Below are 14,837 nucleotides of genomic sequence, written 5' to 3'. Positions count from 1 at the left end.
CAAGATGCAATGGGAGAACAACATGTTGCTTGAAACGCCCGTCTGCGATTTCGGTTGGCAGGCCCCTGATTTCGAACTGAAAACGCCAGATGGTGTCGCGTGGACACGCGATCGGGTGATGGGCGGGAACGGCATGCTGATCGCATTCATTTGCAATCATTGTCCGTATGTCATCGCCGTTATTGACAGGCTGGTGGCAGACATCAACGCAATCAAGGAGGCCGGGGTCGGTGTGGCATGTGTGATGTCCAATGACTATGCCGCCTACCCGGCGGATGCGCCGGACAAGATGCTGGCTTTTGCTGACACGCACGGGCTGACCGTGCCTTACCTTGTGGATGAGGATCAGTCTGTTGCCCGTGCCTATGGTGCTGTTTGCACACCTGATTTATTCGGATTCGATCGGGCTGGTGGATTGCAATATCGCGGCCGGATCGATAGCGCGATGATGAAGGATGCGGCCAACCGCGTGCCTGAATTGCGCAACGCCATGATGTCTGTCGCGAAGGGTGCGGGCGGGCCGCGCGTGCAGACCCCGTCGATGGGCTGTTCGATCAAATGGCGCTAGGGGCGCTGCCCCTCGCCTGCGGCTCACCCCGAAGTTTGAGTGGACACAGAAAGACGAAAGGGGGGCGTTAACCTTGATTTTGGGTTAACGCGACATTGCGCCGGTGCCATCCTGCGCTTATAGCCAGCGCGAGTTTTTGCAACTGCACGAGGGATTACCATGTCGAATGCCGCACTTGAAACCGCCATCGAAGCTGCGTGGGATGCCCGTGATTCAATCACGCCACAGACCCGTGGCGAACAGCGTGACGCGATCGAAGATACGCTGAACGCCCTGGACAGCGGTAAGCTGCGCGTTGCCGAAAAGCAGGACGACGGATCCTGGCACGTGAACCAGTGGGCCAAGAAGGCCGTGTTGCTTGGTTTCCGCATCAAGGACATGGAACAACAAGAAGGTGGGCCGCAAGCTGGCGGCTGGTGGGATAAGGTTGATTCCAAGTTCATGGGCTGGGGACCCGACCAGTGGAAAGCGGCCGGGTTTCGTGCCGTTCCGAACTGCGTCGTGCGCAAGTCTGCCTATATCGCCCCCGGCGTCGTGCTGATGCCATCATTCGTGAACCTTGGTGCCTATGTCGATGAAGGCACGATGGTCGACACATGGGCGACCGTCGGGTCCTGCGCCCAGATCGGCAAGAACGTGCATCTGTCCGGCGGCGTCGGGATCGGTGGCGTGCTGGAGCCGATGCAAGCGGGACCGACCATTATCGAGGACAACTGCTTTATCGGCGCGCGTTCCGAAGTTGTTGAAGGCTGCATCGTCCGCGAAGGATCCGTTCTTGGTATGGGTGTCTTTATTGGCCAGTCCACCAAGATCGTGGATCGCGAAACCGGTGAAGTCATGTATGGCGAGGTGCCGCCCTATTCTGTTGTTGTCGCCGGGTCGATGCCGTCCAAGAACGATGTGAACCTTTATTGCGCTGTCATTGTGAAGCGTGTTGACGAGCGCACGCGCTCCAAGACCGGTATCAACGAGTTGCTGCGCGACTGATGTTCTTTTCGGCCGTGATCGGCAGGAACCGGGTCGCGGCCGACAGACGGCCGTCGCCTGCAGCGGCGTGGTCGCTTGTGGTTCTGGATATTGTTGTCGTGACCACTTTGCTTGCGCTTTTGTTTGATCCGATCATGACGCTGATCTATGCCGGACAGCCGAGCGATCAGGCGAGTGGTTTTTTCCTGTTCGTTCTCTACGTGATCTTTCCTGCAGGCGTTTTGATCAATGCCTGCCGCTGGGCCGCGCGGTCGCGCAGGCGCTATTGATGCTTTTGTCCCGCAGCATCGCGAAACGGCGGATCGCGGCAGGCGTGCGCCCGTCTTTCGTCGGTGCATGGGGCCTTGTTCTGGCTGATCTTCTTTCTGTCGTTCTTGCGGTTCTGATCGCCTGGGGCCCGTTTGCTGCGTGGTTTCGCGCGAACGAGCCTGCTGTCGGACTGACCATTGCGTTGATCGTTGTGCTATTCTTCATTCCATCGCAGGTGTTTCTGATCCTTTCGGCGCTTTGGGCCGCAAAGTCGCGCTGGATCGAAAAGAACACTGACGCTTGAAACATCTTCTTTCGCCGTTCACATGTTAGGGTGACGCTGAAACAGAGGAGACTGACATGGGTATCGGATTTTTTGGAAGCCTGATCGTGGGTGGACTGGCCGGATGGCTCGCCAGCATCTTCATGAAAGCCGACACCGGCCTGATCCTGAATATCATTCTGGGGATCGTCGGTGCAGGTCTGTTGAACATGATCCTTGGCTGGTTCGGGATCTATGCCGAACGTTCATGGCTGCCGCAGTTGATTGTCGGTGCTGCAGGGGCGGCCGCCCTGATTGCGGCCTATCGCCGTTTGTCGAGCTAGCTTGACTTGCCGGTCCTGACGCCGCATCCACGGCGCGCAGAACAAGGACGGGCCGATGGCGAAGACACCGCGCAAACAACAGGTTTACACGCTGCTGGTCGAAGTCGGCCGCAACGAGAATGACGGACTGCCGGAGGGGTCAACCGGCGGTGCCCTGATGTGTTATGCTAGTGGTGTGGACGAAGCGGAGGCTGTCCGCGAGACCGTCGCGATACTGAAGCAGGCCGATTTGTCCCCGCTTGATGTGTCGGGCTATGGCACGCTGGAAGAACGTCGTGCCGAAGGTCATGATATCAGCGACGAGGAAGAGGCTCTGATGCAGCGCGCCCTTGTCGAGAACAGCGTCATCATTGCCCAGATGACCCCTTTTTTCGACGAGGCCTAATGTGTTGCGGGGCAAGCACCTATCAGCGTGTCGTGGGGCTGACGGTTATGCGCCACTTTGCCTGCAGATTGGTTTTTCCCCGTCGCCGGTCTGGCCTCGCCTAATGGAGATTCGTTCATGACACCGATTGACCCCGTCGCCCTGACCGCCGATCTGGTGCGTTGCGAATCCGTCACCCCAGCCGAAGGCGGGGCACTGGTTTTGCTGGAAAAGCTGTTGTCGGGTGCCGATTTTGAATGCACCCGCGTCGATCGCAACGGCATTGCCAACCTTTACGCCCGTTGGGGCCGAAAAGGAGCCAACCGTACGTTTGGTTTCAATGGCCATACCGATGTCGTACCCGTGGGCAACATCAAGGACTGGACCGTCGATCCATTTGGGGCCGCGATCAAAGATGGCTTTCTGTACGGGCGCGGTTCGACCGACATGAAATCGGGTGTCGCGGCCTTTGCCGCAGCAGCTGTCGATTTCGTACGTGCCACCCCGCCGGACGGCGCGGTCGTGCTCGCGATAACCGGTGACGAGGAAGCCGATGCGCTGGATGGCACCACAGCACTGCTTGACTGGATGGCTGAAAACAACGAGCGCATGACCGACTGCCTTGTCGGGGAGCCAACAAGCCCGAACCATATGGGCGAGGCCATGAAGATCGGGCGGCGCGGTTCGCTGACCGTCTGGTTCACCTTTACCGGCGTGCAGGGTCATTCCGCCTATCCGCATCGTGCCAAGAACCCGCTGCATGCGATGGCGCGGCTGATGAATGTTCTGGGGTCGTATACGCTGGACGACGGGACCGATCATTTCGACCCTTCGTCGCTGGCGATCGTGACGGTGGACACCGGTAATCCGGCGACCAACGTCATTCCTGCGCAATGCACGGCCACGGTGAATATCCGCTTTAACGACCTGCATTCGGGCGACGGCCTGACCGCGTGGCTGCAGGATGAGGCGAACAAAGTCGCTGCGGCCACCGGTATCGACATCGCGTTGCGTGTCAAAGTATCCGGCGAAAGCTTTGTCACGCCACCCGGTCCGCTGTCCGATCTGATCGGCAAGGCCGTGCAGGCGGAGACCGGACAGGTACCTGCGTTGTCCACCTCTGGTGGCACGTCGGATGCCCGTTTTGTCAAGGATCACTGCCCTGTGGTCGAGTTCGGGCTGGTAGGGAAAACCATGCATCAGGTCGATGAGCGGGTGCCGGTCAAGGATATTATCCAGCTCAAGGCGATCTATGCCCGCATCCTGTCGGACTACTTTGCAGACACCTCCCGCTAATTGGGTATTGCCGCATTTGCGGTGCGCGCCCTCTCGACATTTGCTGTCTGCATGATAGGCCAGCGATATGGCACAGATCCCTTCCAAACAGGACATCCTTGATTTCATCGCCGACAATCCGGCGCGCACCGCGAAACGCGATATCGCGCGCGCGTTCGGCATCAAGGGTGCACAGCGCATCGACCTTAAGCGGATCCTCAAGGAGATGGAGGCTGACGGCCAGCTGCAAAAGCGCCGCAGCAGTTATCGCGACCCGGAGACCCTGCCCCCTGTCGGCGTGCTGGAGATTGTTGGCCCCGATGCGGATGGCGACCTGATCGCCAAGCCAATGGAGTGGAACGGCGAAGGTGTGGAGCCGACTGTTCTATTGTCCTTGCGCAACGGTGATCCCGCGCTTGGTCCGGGCGACCGTGTTCTGGGCCGTCTGACGCAGACCCCGAAGGACGATCACCCTTATCACGCCCGCATGATCCGCCGGATCGGGGCGAACCCTTTGCGCATCATTGGCATTTTCCGCGCCGGTTCCGAAGGCGGGCGTATCCTGCCCATCGACAAGGGCAGCGACAAGGAATGGATCGTTCCCGCCGGTGCAACTGGTGGGGCGAAGGACGGCGAACTTGTCGAGGTTGAGCAGGCTGGTCCCAAAGGACGGATGGGTCTGCCCAAGGCCCGCATCGTCAACCGCTTGGGTGATCCAAGCCAACCCAAGGCCGTCAGCCTGATCGCCATTCACCAGCATGGCATTCCCGATCATTTCCCCGACGACGTCGTTGCTGAAGCGGATGCCGCCAAGCCTGCCACATTGGGCAAGCGGACGGATCTGCGTGATCTGCCGTTGGTCACGATCGACCCTTGGGATGCGCGCGACCGCGACGATGCATGTTACGTTCAGGCCCATGACGACGGGTTCACGATCTGGGTCGCGATTGCTGACGTCGCCCATTACGTCCGCCCCAACAGCCCGCTTGACCATGAAGCCCGCAAGCGCGGCAATTCCACCTATTTCCCTGATCGTGTTGTGCCGATGCTGCCCGATACGCTGTCGGGTGATCTATGTTCCCTGCATGAAAACGTCGATCGCGCCTGCCTTGCCGTGTCGATGCGCATTGACGGGAACGGCAACAAGGTCAGCCACGAATTCCATCGCGCCCTGATGCGGTCGTCCGCGTCATTCAACTATGAAGAGGTGCAGGCCGCGATTGTCGGGCAGCCCAATGAGAAAACAGAGCCGTTGCTGGAGGACGTGCTGCGCCCGCTTTACGCCGCTTATGAGGCGCTGAAAAAGGCGCGGGCGGTGCGACAGCCGCTTGAGCTTGACCTGCCGGAGCGCCAGATCGTGCTTGGCGATGACGGCACCGTCACATCCGTCAATTTCAAGGAACGGCTCGACGCCCACCGGCTGATCGAGGAATTCATGGTGCTGGCCAATGTTGCCGCCGCCGAGACCTTGATTGCCAAAAAGTCACCACTGCTGTTCCGCGTCCACGAGGAACCGACGCCGGAAAAACTGGACGCGCTGCGCGATGTGGCCGATGCATCCGGTCTGCAGCTTGCCAAGGGGCAGGTGCTGAAGACCTCACATCTAAACCGTTTGCTGGCGCAGGCAAAGGACACCGATCAGGCCGAATTAATCAATCTCAACACCCTGCGGTCGATGACGCAGGCCTATTACCACCACGAGAATTTCGGACATTTCGGGCTGGCCCTGCGCGCTTATGCGCATTTCACGTCGCCGATCCGCCGCTATTCCGATCTGATCGTGCATCGCGCGCTGATTTCGGCGCATGGCTGGGGCAAGGATGGCCTGTCGCCGTGGGATGTTGAACATCTGGAAGATACCGGCAAGCTGATCAGCGACACCGAACGCCGCTCGATGATGGCAGAGCGCGACACGACCGATCGCTACCTGTCCGCGTTTCTGGCGGATCGTGTCGGAACAGAAATGACCGGGCGCATCAGCGGGATCGCCAAGTTCGGTGTCTTTGTGAAGCTGGATGAAACCGGTGCCGATGCGATGATTCCGATCCGCACATTGGGGGCGGAGTATTTCCACTATGATGCGGACACACAGACGCTGATGGGGGCTGACACGGGGACTGTTATCGGGCTGGGGCAGCGCGTCACGGTGAAACTGGCCGAGGTCACTCCGGTCACCGGTGGTCTGACGGCAGAGCTTATCCGCCTTGATGAACGCCTGATGCCAAAGGGTCCTGCGAAAGGGCGCGGTAAACCGCCCCGCCGCAAGGTCGGGGCCGCAAAAAAGAAATCGGCGAAAATCGCCCGCAAGGTGAAACGCCGCCGCAAGTAGGCGCTAATTCTCTTTTTTCAGATGGTAAGTCAGTGCCGATCTGATCAGCAGCCCATGGCGTGCCGGATCAATCTGGTCCTTACCCGCAAACAGGATGCCGCGGTTGCCGTCGATCCTGTCCTGCCCTGGGAAATGTGTCGCGTAGTCAGAGATCACTGTGGTTTGGCAGTGCGCAAAAAGCCCGAAGCCGCCTGCTTCCACCTCGGCGATCCGGATTGTCGTGCCGGATTTGGTATCTGGCGTGATGTAACTTGGCTGCCCCCACCGCAGAACTTCCACGATCTTGCCTGCTTCCGGCGTTTGGTCCGCGACCTCGAAAACCAGTTGCCGCAACGCCAGCATCCCTGCCCTGTCGTCTGGGCAAGCGGCATCGAATACGGCCTTTACATCAGGCGCAAACGTTGGCGTCATGTTTTGACCCGAAAGTTGTTCATCCGTCAGATATACCTCATCTGCAGATGATCGTCAGCCGGGATTCAGGGTTCCGGGCTGCAGGAGCCGCCTGTCAGACAGCGGGTCATCTGGTCCAGATCGGCGACGGTCGGATCAGCAAATGCAGTCCCGCCACACGCCGGAATGGCCAGCGTGATTGCAGGCCCTTCGACTTGCGCAAACATCAGATAGGGCACATCTGATGCGATGCTGCCGCACCACGGCCCCGCGCAGATCGGCTGAAGCGTTATAGCGCGGTCAAGATCGACGCTGAAGCCTTCACTCGTCAGGCCCTTGCCGACGAACTGCGCTGTAACAGGTGGCGGATTGCGTTCTTCATTCACGACGCCTTGCGGCATCAGGTTTTCGTCAAAGGACAGCGTTCCATACAGGATATGATAGGCCTCGGGGGCGTCCTTGAACTGTTGAAAAGACCGCACCGGATCGGGACGCAGACAACTCAGCGCCGCAGCCTGCCCGGCCCAGAGCACTGTCAGCACAAGGATGATCGCAATGCGGGTCATGCGGTGATCATAGCTTGCCGTTAAATGCCGCGAGCACCTTTTCGTAAACTTCGCGTTTGAATGGCACGATGTTGCTGACCAGTTCATCCTTGGGCATCCATTTCCACTGTGTGAATTCGGGATGTTCCGTTTCGATATTGATCTGGTCGTCGGATCCGTGAAAGCGGAACAGGAACCATTTCTGTTCCTGACCGCGGTAGCGGCCTTTCCAGATCTTCGGCACGATGTCGTGTGGCAGGTCATAGCGGATCAGCTCGGGGGCTTCTGCTTCCAGCGTGACCAGTTTTTCGGTCACGCCGGTTTCTTCCCACAACTCCCGCAGGGCGGCATCAAGCGTCTTTTCGCCGGCATCCACGCCGCCTTGTGGCATTTGCCAGGCGTCCGTGTCACGGTCTTTGCGTTGGCCGACAAAGATATGCCCGCGTGTATTGGCCAGCATGACCCCGACGCAGGGGCGGTAGGGCAAATCGGCGATGTCGTCCGGGGTCATAAAGGGGCCTTGGTGTTTCATGGGTCGTGCCTTTCCTCGTGTGCCTTGATACAGACACGAGGTCCAGACGTTATGCGATAACAAGTCGTGATCGGTGCTGAATTCTTCGTGCCATCCATTGCAGGTGATCACGGCGAAACGCGATGCATCCTGTTGTGGGCCGGCCAGGGCCGCGCCATTGGTGGATAAAGATCGCCGACCCACGCCCCTTAACCGGATAGGGCCAGTTCCAATCGGTCAGGATGACAAGATCATACATCGGATCGGCCCGGCGCAGGTCCTCGTGGCCGAAAGGATGCGGCGCGCGCACCATCATGTTGTAGTCGGGGTCTTTCACATCATCGGACCACAGATCGCCCGGTTTGATCGGCAGCGCCCAGTCGCTCGGACGTGCCATCCTGTCAGGCCGGTAAAGCATACCGACAATCCGGTGCACCCCACGCGGCGTCGCACCGTCGCCTTCGGCCTTGCGGTTGGTCAGACCACCCCGCCCGATCGTGCAGGGAAAGCGCCTGCCCCAAAACCGCAGATGCGTCGGTGTCAGCACAAGGTCTGCCGGTGTCATGCGCCGCACGTCCTCTTTCTTTGTCCAATCAAACTTCCGCCGGAGGCAGCGACACTCAAAGCAGATGCCCCGACTTTTCGGCCTTTGTCGCAAGATAGGCCGCGTTGTGGGCGTTGCCGCCGACCTGAAGCGGAACACGTTCGCTGACGGTGATGCCGCAGCTTTCCATTTTGGCGATCTTTGCGGGATTATTCGTCATTAGCCGGACGGCATTAAACCCCATCTTGCGCAGAATTTCCGCGCCGATGCGGAAATCGCGCTCATCGTCCTCGAACCCGAGCCGGTGGTTCGCTTCGACCGTATCGAACCCCTGATCCTGCAATGCATAGGCGCGCATCTTGTTGGCCAGACCGATTCCGCGCCCTTCCTGATTGAGATAAAGCAACACACCTGCCCCCGCTTCGCCCATCTGGGCAAGCGCGCCGCGCAGTTGTGGGCCGCAGTCGCATTTTAGCGATCCCAGCAAATCTCCTGTGAAGCAGGCTGAATGCAGCCGCGACAGGACCGGCGCACTACGGTCGGGATGCCCGATTTCAATCGCGTAATGTTCTTCCGCGCCATCTTCGGGCCGAAAGATATGCAGCCGCCCGACATCCGACACAGCAAGCGGCAGGCGCGCGCTGATGACACGGTGCATTTCGCTTAGCGCGGCCTTTGTCACAGAGGACCCGCTGATCATCGTCAGATTATGCCGCGTTGCGAAATCTGCCGGATCGTCGATTTCGGCACATAGCGCCGCTGGCAAAAGCCGGGCTGCCTTGGCAAGTGCAATTGCCGCGCGGTACGGTCCTGCCGCCCCATCGCGAAGTGTTTGCAGCGGCCCTTTCATCGGGTGGTTCAGATCGTCCGCCGGGTCCGCGATGGATTGCACCCATGGTAAATGCACCTCGTCAGGCACGATGATCCGCGCCAAGTCCCCGTCATAGGCGCGCGCCTTCAGCGTCTTTGCCCGCCACCCCGTCACTGTAAGAACCGGCGCGCCGCCCAATGTGCGCAATTGGGCGAAACGCGCAGCATTCAGCGTTTCGACGGCCAGCACGACCAGCCCTTCGGACAGCACAACAGGAACGCCCATGCGCAGATCGGCCCGCGCACGGGCGATCCGTTCTGTAACATCTGGCGCAAATGACATCGGCGTTTCTTTCATTTCCAAGCCAAGCCATAGCCCCTGCCGTGAGAAATTGAAACATTTGCCGCCATTCTCACACGTCCGTGTGAAACAGTGATGCAAATCCTTGTCGAAACGCCCTGCCGGACACATTTTCTAACCTACACACGAATGGAGGCCAAGATGGCTCAGCTCAAGAAAATCCTGCTTGTCGATGACGACGACGACCTGCGTGAAGCGCTGGGTGAACAGCTTTTGATGACCGAGGACTTTGACGTTTTCGAAGCCGCCGACGGCGCGGAAGCGATGACAAAGGCCAAGGAACAGCTTTACGACCTGATGATCCTTGACGTCGGCCTGCCCGATACGGATGGCCGCGAACTTTGCCGCCTGATGCGCAAGCAAGGCGTGAAATGCCCGATCGTGATGCTGACCGCACAGGATTCTGATGCAGATACGATTTACGGCCTTGATGCGGGCGCGAATGACTATGTGTCCAAGCCGTTCAAGTTTCCAGTGCTGCTGGCGCGCATTCGCAGCCAGTTGCGCACGCATGAGCAATCCGAAGACGCCGTTTTCCAGCTTGGGCCATACACGTTCAAGCCTGCCCAGAAGATGCTGGTGACCGAGGACGACAAAAAGGTGCGTCTGACGGAAAAAGAGACCAACATCCTCAAGTTTCTGTATCGCGCAACCGAAGGCGTTGTTGCTCGCGACGTCCTGCTGCACGAGGTCTGGGGCTATAATGCGGGTGTCACCACGCACACGCTGGAGACACACATTTATCGTCTTCGCCAAAAAATTGAACCAGATCCGTCCAATGCCCGCCTTCTTGTGACCGAATCTGGCGGTTACAGACTAGTTGCTTGATCTGGATCAACGCCTGCCTCCCCGCAGCGATCTAGACCAAGGATGAACCCGCTGGTGATCGGGTTTTTATCACCACCTCCCTGTTGGACTGGCCCGCGCCTTGTGCGCGGGCTTTTTTTATGTCTCTTCGGGTTCCCGGACGTCTTTGTCCCTTTGCCAGCCTTCATGCTGCAGAACGATCCGCTCGAACGCGGTCATTGATTCCCCAAGTGCGTCCAACTCTGGCAGCGCCTGATATTCTGAAACCCAGCAGCGGAAGACGTGATAGGCAAGCACCAGTTGCCCGGCAAGGTTGTAGATTTCGATCCGCACGTCCTTGCGCAGATTCCGGAGCGACATCGCCGCATCGCCCTGAATATTGAACACCTCATTTGCCCAATCTTCGAATGCCGGATCATGGGTTATCCCCCGTTCCAGTGTAATCGGTTCGAATTGCGTTTTCCCCGGCCCGAATCCCGGCAGGTTTGGCGCGCCACCGTCACGGAATGCCACCGTTTCAGTCGTGCGGCGCAATCCGCTGCATTTGGAAACACCCGCGATATACCGGCCATCCCATTGAACGCGAAACTTGAAATTCTTGTAGGGGTCACGGCGGTGCGTATTGACAGTAAATTCAGCCATCTTCGTTCTCCTAAATAAGGCAAGTCTACGCTGTTTTCGGTGCGAAGTCAGCGAAACATCTGGACAGTCGGCTGCCAATCCTGCTCAATGCTCTAATCATTCAAACAAGGGTCATCCGATGAAAACTGCCAAAGACTATATGGAAGCCGCGAACGAAGCCGTGCCAACGATGGACAGCGCGGATGCCATAGCGATTCACGCCGAGGGCGAAGGCACCTTCATCGATGTGCGCGACAGTGCCGACATCGCCGAAAGCGGCACGATCAAAGGTGCCAACCGCGTTCCGCGTGGCATGATCGAATTCAATGCCGATCCCGCGATGGAAGACCTGTTCAATCCAATCTTCAAGGACAAGTCCGCCCCTTACTATCTGGTTTGCGGTGCCGGCGGACAGGCTGCACTTGCTGGCAAAACGATGACAGAAATGGGTTTTACCAATGTGACGAACATCGGTGGCTTTCCGGGATGGAAAGACGCTGGTGGTCCGACTGAATCCTAACTGAGCGCCTGATCCCAATCGGCGATCAGGTCGCCGATATCCTCGATCCCGACCGAGACGCGGATCAGGTTTTCCGGAATGCCGGTGTGCGGTTCGATCGTATGCCGGTGTTCCACCAAGCTTTCCACGCCGCCCAGCGATGTGGCCCGCATGAAAAGCTGCAGCTTACCGACGACCTTCAGCGCCTCGGGCGCACCGCCCTGGACCAGTACGGACAGCAGTGGGCCATAGCCCCCTGACATTTGTCGGTGGGCCACATCGTGGCCTGGATGTTCGGCAAGCCCCGGATAGTAAACATCGGCGATCTGCGGGTGTTTCCTCAGGTGCTTGACCAGCGCCAGCGCATTTTCCGACATGCGTTCGACCCGCAACGGCAGCGTTCTGATACCACGGATCAGCAGCCAAGCTTCGAATGCGCCGATCACTGCACCTGCATCGTGGCGGTCGGTCTTGATTGCGTGCCAGACCGGATCGTCGACCGCCCGCGTCGCAAGCACCCCTGCCAGCACGTCAGAGTGACCATTGATCCCTTTGGTGGCCGAATGCATCACGATATCGGCCCCCAGCGCCAAAGGCTGCATCAGCACGGGCGTTGCCGCAGTTGCATCGACCGCCAGTTTCGCCCCCACCTGGTGCGCAATCTCGGCAGAGGCCGCGATATCGGTCGTTTTCAGCCAGGGGTTGGACGGCGTTTCGATGAAGACCAGTGCTGGCTTATGCGCTTCGCAGGCTGCTTGCAGTGCTGCCGGATCGCTCGCGTCGGTTTCGGTCAGCGTGATTTCGCGGCGTTCGCAGAAATCCCGCACCCATTTTGTCGTGCCCCAATAGATCCCGCTTTGTACCACGACGCTGGCATCGTTTGGCAGCGTCCGGAACAGTGCCGCAATCGCGGCCATGCCCGAAGGGAAGAGCAACGCGTCCTGTGCGCCTTCAAGTTGCGCCAGCAGGTGTTCTGCGTGGCGTACCGTGTCGCTGTCGTCGCGTGCGTAAATATTGTCGGGCCGGATCAGCCCGTAGTCTGCGTCACGCAGGAATGTCGTTGACGTCTGGATCGGGGGGACGACACCAGCGCTTTGTCGGTCGATTGCGCCGCCGGCGTGGGCGGCAATGGTCGCGGGTTTTTTCATAGGATGAACTCTGACTTTGCGTAGCCCTGAATGTAAAGCAGTGCGGTCAGGTCGCCGAAGTTGATCCGCACGTCGACCTTTTCCTGCAAGGCCGGTTTGCCATGTAGTGCGACGCCCGTACCTGCGGCCTTGAGCATCAGCAAATCATTCATCCCGTCACCGACCGCGATCGCCTGATCCGGTGTGATCCCAAGCCGCGCGGTGATGTCTTGGAGTGCTTCGAGCTTGGCATTCTGCCCCAGAATGGGACGCACAACGCGCCCTGTCAGTTTACCATCCACGATTTCGAGCGTGTTGGCGCGGTTTTCATCAAAGTGAAGGTCGGCGGCGACTTGGGACGTGAATGCGGTAAAACCGCCCGACACCAATGCCGCATAGTCACCGCGTGCCTTCATGGTGCGCGTCAATGTCAGACCGCCCGGCATATAGGTGATCCGCGTGCGCAAGACGTGGTCAATCACCGTTTCCGGCAGTCCTGCCAGCAGGCCGACACGTTCGTCGATTGCCCCTTCGAAATCAAGTTCGCCATTCATGGCGCGCGCGGTGATGTCCGCCACACGGGCACCCACCCCGGCCTCGTCCGCGAGTTCATCGATGCATTCCTGCTGGATCATGGTGCTGTCCATATCCGCGATCAGCATTTTCTTGCGACGCGTCGCAAGCGTTTGCGTCACAAGATCGACATTCTGTTCCTGACAGCTGCGCCAGACCTCTGCGGCGTTGTCGGGCGCGCGTTCGTGTTGGAATTCGGCGGCTTCGTCGGGGGCCAGCCAAACCACATCGCCACCGCCCCACGCATTGCGCAGCGCCTCGACCAGTGCCGGGTCCAGCGTTGGGTTCATCGGTGATGTGAGAAGGGTCGTGACGAACATCGGAAGTTTCCTATTGGCGAAAAACGTGTCGCGAAAAGAGGGTGTTGCGGCGGTCTAGCTTCATTTCGGCGCTTGTGAAAGGTCTGCCGGTGCAATAGCAGCATCCGTGGGACACCCTTCCCCAACGAAGGGCATATATCTGTGAGGATACCAGCAATGGTTACGACCAAACCGGCATCGCGGCCGGCAAATCCGCGGTTTTCGTCCGGCCCCTGTGCCAAACCCCCCGTATTCAGCCTTGAAAAATTGTCCGACGCGCCTTTAGGCCGGTCGCACCGTGCGGCGATTGGTAAATCAAAGCTGGCCGAAGCCATCGAGCTGACCCGTGAAATCCTGCGCGTTCCTGCCGATTACCGGATCGGAATCGTACCGGCCTCTGACACCGGTGCGTTCGAAATGGCGATGTGGTCCTTGCTGGGCGAACGCCCTGCGGAAATGGTCGCTTGGGAATCCTTTGGGGCCGGTTGGGTCACGGATGTCGTCAAGCAACTGAAGATCGCGGCGACGACACATACCGCAGACTATGGCGAAATCGTCGATATGGCCGCGCTGAATTATGACAATGACGTCTGCTTTACGTGGAATGGCACGACGTCGGGTGTGCGTATGCCGAATGGGGATGCGATCCCGAGCGATCGTGCCGGTCTGACGCTGTGCGATGCGACCTCTGCCGCCTTTGCGCAGGATTTGCCGTGGGACAAACTGGATGTGACGACATTCTCCTGGCAGAAGGTGATGGGCGGCGAAGCAGCCCACGGGATGCTGATCCTGAGTCCGCGTGCGGTTGAAAGGCTGGAAAGCTACACCCCGGCGTGGCCACTGCCGAAAATCTTCCGCCTGACCAAAGGCGGCAAGCTGATTGAAGGTATTTTCAAGGGCGAAACGATCAATACGCCGTCGATGCTTGCGGTCGAGGATTATTTGCTTGCGCTGAAATGGGGTAAATCCATTGGCGGTCTTGATGCGCTGATGCACCGTGCCAATGCCAACGCGCGGGCGATTTTCAACTTTTGCGCTGCACATGACTGGATCGACAATCTGGCCGTCGATCCTGCCACGCGGTCCAATACATCCGTGTGCCTGAAGTTCACCGATGACAGGATCACCGACGGTGCGGCTTTTGCCAAAGCTGTTGCAAAGCGGCTGGAAGCGGAGAACGTCGCACTTGACGTCGGAGCCTATCGTGACGCGCCTGCCGGTTTGCGGATCTGGTGCGGTGCAACGGTCGAAACGTCCGACATCGAAGCCATGCTGCCATGGCTTGCCTGGGCGTTCGAAGCCGAAATCAACGCCTGATCCCGACCTCTCTGTTTCACATTTCACATGGGGCGTGCCCCATGTCCCACCTCAT

Annotated in this window: 19 protein-coding genes; 11 read left to right on the top strand and 8 right to left on the bottom strand. The window is 59.0% G+C overall.

The window, feature by feature from the left end; genetic code table 11:
• Positions 1–22: 22 nt before the first annotated feature.
• The 8 genes from BMY44_RS16560 to rnr all read left to right on the top strand — a co-directional run bounded on the left by BMY44_RS16560 (position 23) and on the right by rnr (position 6,378).
• A complete protein-coding gene (locus tag BMY44_RS16560) occupies positions 23–568 on the top strand; it encodes a thioredoxin family protein (RefSeq protein ID WP_089996996.1) in 546 nt (181 codons plus the stop codon).
• A gap of 159 nt (positions 569–727) precedes the next feature.
• Positions 728–1,555, top strand: coding sequence for a 2,3,4,5-tetrahydropyridine-2,6-dicarboxylate N-succinyltransferase (gene dapD, locus BMY44_RS16555; protein ID WP_089996995.1), 828 nt, complete (start codon positions 728–730; stop codon positions 1,553–1,555).
• Positions 1,555–1,824, top strand: a complete 270-nt coding sequence (locus tag BMY44_RS16550; protein ID WP_089996994.1) for a hypothetical protein — start codon at positions 1,555–1,557, stop codon at positions 1,822–1,824. The genes dapD and BMY44_RS16550 overlap by 1 nt, the downstream gene beginning before the upstream one ends.
• Positions 1,824–2,108 carry a hypothetical protein gene (locus BMY44_RS16545; protein ID WP_089996993.1) on the top strand — a complete coding sequence of 95 codons (285 nt, stop codon included), beginning with the start codon at positions 1,824–1,826 and terminating at the stop codon, positions 2,106–2,108. The genes BMY44_RS16550 and BMY44_RS16545 overlap by 1 nt, the downstream gene beginning before the upstream one ends.
• Before the next feature lie 56 nt (positions 2,109–2,164).
• On the top strand, positions 2,165–2,410 hold the full coding sequence (locus BMY44_RS16540) for a GlsB/YeaQ/YmgE family stress response membrane protein (RefSeq protein ID WP_089996992.1): 246 nt from the start codon (positions 2,165–2,167) through the stop codon (positions 2,408–2,410).
• A gap of 55 nt (positions 2,411–2,465) precedes the next feature.
• Positions 2,466–2,795: a hypothetical protein gene (locus tag BMY44_RS16535; RefSeq protein WP_089996991.1), complete on the top strand. Its 330-nt coding sequence runs from the start codon at positions 2,466–2,468 to the stop codon at positions 2,793–2,795.
• Between the two features lie 117 nt (positions 2,796–2,912).
• The gene (dapE, locus tag BMY44_RS16530) at positions 2,913–4,070 is read left to right on the top strand and encodes a succinyl-diaminopimelate desuccinylase (protein ID WP_089996990.1); all 1,158 of its coding nucleotides are present in this window, start codon (positions 2,913–2,915) and stop codon (positions 4,068–4,070) included.
• A gap of 67 nt (positions 4,071–4,137) precedes the next feature.
• Positions 4,138–6,378 carry a ribonuclease R gene (rnr, locus tag BMY44_RS16525; RefSeq protein WP_089996989.1) on the top strand — a complete coding sequence of 747 codons (2,241 nt, stop codon included), beginning with the start codon at positions 4,138–4,140 and terminating at the stop codon, positions 6,376–6,378.
• A gap of 3 nt (positions 6,379–6,381) precedes the next feature.
• On the opposite strand, the gene BMY44_RS16520 is transcribed toward rnr, so the two are convergent.
• The 5 genes from BMY44_RS16520 to ribA form a co-directional block, all read right to left on the bottom strand.
• Positions 6,382–6,789 (bottom strand): DUF1801 domain-containing protein, encoded by a 408-nt coding sequence (locus BMY44_RS16520; RefSeq protein WP_089996988.1) that lies wholly within the window; start codon positions 6,787–6,789, stop codon positions 6,382–6,384.
• Positions 6,790–6,854: 65 nt separating this feature from the next.
• Complete coding sequence (locus BMY44_RS16515) at positions 6,855–7,334, bottom strand: hypothetical protein (RefSeq protein WP_089996987.1); 480 nt, start codon at positions 7,332–7,334, stop codon at positions 6,855–6,857.
• Positions 7,335–7,341: 7 nt separating this feature from the next.
• A complete protein-coding gene (locus BMY44_RS16510) occupies positions 7,342–7,845 on the bottom strand; it encodes an RNA pyrophosphohydrolase (RefSeq protein ID WP_242650585.1) in 504 nt (167 codons plus the stop codon).
• 49 nt (positions 7,846–7,894) lie between these two features.
• Positions 7,895–8,389 carry a L,D-transpeptidase family protein gene (locus BMY44_RS16505; protein WP_089996986.1) on the bottom strand — a complete coding sequence of 165 codons (495 nt, stop codon included), beginning with the start codon at positions 8,387–8,389 and terminating at the stop codon, positions 7,895–7,897.
• 55 nt (positions 8,390–8,444) lie between these two features.
• A complete protein-coding gene (gene ribA, locus BMY44_RS16500) occupies positions 8,445–9,521 on the bottom strand; it encodes a GTP cyclohydrolase II (RefSeq protein ID WP_089997226.1) in 1,077 nt (358 codons plus the stop codon).
• 159 nt (positions 9,522–9,680) lie between these two features.
• Here ribA and BMY44_RS16495 point away from each other — a divergent pair, with 159 nt between their 5' ends.
• Complete coding sequence (locus BMY44_RS16495) at positions 9,681–10,367, top strand: response regulator transcription factor (RefSeq protein ID WP_089997225.1); 687 nt, start codon at positions 9,681–9,683, stop codon at positions 10,365–10,367.
• 117 nt (positions 10,368–10,484) lie between these two features.
• On the opposite strand, the gene BMY44_RS16490 is transcribed toward BMY44_RS16495, so the two are convergent.
• Positions 10,485–10,988, bottom strand: a complete 504-nt coding sequence (locus tag BMY44_RS16490; RefSeq protein ID WP_089996985.1) for a phage tail protein — start codon at positions 10,986–10,988, stop codon at positions 10,485–10,487.
• A gap of 118 nt (positions 10,989–11,106) precedes the next feature.
• On the opposite strand from BMY44_RS16490, the gene BMY44_RS16485 reads away from it, so the two are divergent.
• Positions 11,107–11,487 carry a rhodanese-like domain-containing protein gene (locus BMY44_RS16485; protein WP_089996984.1) on the top strand — a complete coding sequence of 127 codons (381 nt, stop codon included), beginning with the start codon at positions 11,107–11,109 and terminating at the stop codon, positions 11,485–11,487.
• Here the strand turns inward: BMY44_RS16485 and BMY44_RS16480 are convergent.
• Both BMY44_RS16480 and serB read right to left on the bottom strand, forming a co-directional pair.
• Positions 11,484–12,614, bottom strand: a complete 1,131-nt coding sequence (locus tag BMY44_RS16480; RefSeq protein WP_089996983.1) for a trans-sulfuration enzyme family protein — start codon at positions 12,612–12,614, stop codon at positions 11,484–11,486. The genes BMY44_RS16485 and BMY44_RS16480 overlap by 4 nt on opposite strands.
• Positions 12,611–13,486, bottom strand: coding sequence for a phosphoserine phosphatase SerB (gene serB, locus BMY44_RS16475; protein ID WP_089996982.1), 876 nt, complete (start codon positions 13,484–13,486; stop codon positions 12,611–12,613). The genes BMY44_RS16480 and serB overlap by 4 nt, the downstream gene beginning before the upstream one ends.
• 156 nt (positions 13,487–13,642) lie before the next feature.
• On the opposite strand from serB, the gene BMY44_RS16470 reads away from it, so the two are divergent.
• The gene (locus BMY44_RS16470) at positions 13,643–14,782 is read left to right on the top strand and encodes a phosphoserine transaminase (RefSeq protein ID WP_089996981.1); all 1,140 of its coding nucleotides are present in this window, start codon (positions 13,643–13,645) and stop codon (positions 14,780–14,782) included.
• Positions 14,783–14,837: the final 55 nt, after the last annotated feature.

It is taken from the genome of Cognatiyoonia koreensis (assembly GCF_900109295.1).
GTDB lineage: Bacteria > Pseudomonadota > Alphaproteobacteria > Rhodobacterales > Rhodobacteraceae > Cognatiyoonia > Cognatiyoonia koreensis.
This window is presented reverse-complemented; position numbering and strand designations above follow the sequence as displayed.

Coding starts and splice junctions, on each gene's coding strand:
- serB (WP_089996982.1), bottom strand. CDS start 13,486: ATGTTCGTCACGACCCTTCTCACATCACCGATGAACCCAACGCTGGAC.
- rnr (WP_089996989.1), top strand. CDS start 4,138: ATGGCACAGATCCCTTCCAAACAGGACATCCTTGATTTCATCGCCGAC.
- BMY44_RS16505 (WP_089996986.1), bottom strand. CDS start 8,389: ATGACACCGGCAGACCTTGTGCTGACACCGACGCATCTGCGGTTTTGG.
- BMY44_RS16560 (WP_089996996.1), top strand. CDS start 23: ATGTTGCTTGAAACGCCCGTCTGCGATTTCGGTTGGCAGGCCCCTGAT.
- BMY44_RS16520 (WP_089996988.1), bottom strand. CDS start 6,789: ATGACGCCAACGTTTGCGCCTGATGTAAAGGCCGTATTCGATGCCGCT.
- ribA (WP_089997226.1), bottom strand. CDS start 9,521: ATGTCATTTGCGCCAGATGTTACAGAACGGATCGCCCGTGCGCGGGCC.
- BMY44_RS16545 (WP_089996993.1), top strand. CDS start 1,824: ATGCTTTTGTCCCGCAGCATCGCGAAACGGCGGATCGCGGCAGGCGTG.
- BMY44_RS16510 (WP_242650585.1), bottom strand. CDS start 7,845: ATGAAACACCAAGGCCCCTTTATGACCCCGGACGACATCGCCGATTTG.
- dapD (WP_089996995.1), top strand. CDS start 728: ATGTCGAATGCCGCACTTGAAACCGCCATCGAAGCTGCGTGGGATGCC.
- BMY44_RS16485 (WP_089996984.1), top strand. CDS start 11,107: ATGAAAACTGCCAAAGACTATATGGAAGCCGCGAACGAAGCCGTGCCA.
- BMY44_RS16490 (WP_089996985.1), bottom strand. CDS start 10,988: ATGGCTGAATTTACTGTCAATACGCACCGCCGTGACCCCTACAAGAAT.
- BMY44_RS16495 (WP_089997225.1), top strand. CDS start 9,681: ATGGCTCAGCTCAAGAAAATCCTGCTTGTCGATGACGACGACGACCTG.
- BMY44_RS16535 (WP_089996991.1), top strand. CDS start 2,466: ATGGCGAAGACACCGCGCAAACAACAGGTTTACACGCTGCTGGTCGAA.
- BMY44_RS16515 (WP_089996987.1), bottom strand. CDS start 7,334: ATGACCCGCATTGCGATCATCCTTGTGCTGACAGTGCTCTGGGCCGGG.
- dapE (WP_089996990.1), top strand. CDS start 2,913: ATGACACCGATTGACCCCGTCGCCCTGACCGCCGATCTGGTGCGTTGC.
- BMY44_RS16550 (WP_089996994.1), top strand. CDS start 1,555: ATGTTCTTTTCGGCCGTGATCGGCAGGAACCGGGTCGCGGCCGACAGA.
- BMY44_RS16470 (WP_089996981.1), top strand. CDS start 13,643: ATGGTTACGACCAAACCGGCATCGCGGCCGGCAAATCCGCGGTTTTCG.
- BMY44_RS16480 (WP_089996983.1), bottom strand. CDS start 12,614: ATGAAAAAACCCGCGACCATTGCCGCCCACGCCGGCGGCGCAATCGAC.
- BMY44_RS16540 (WP_089996992.1), top strand. CDS start 2,165: ATGGGTATCGGATTTTTTGGAAGCCTGATCGTGGGTGGACTGGCCGGA.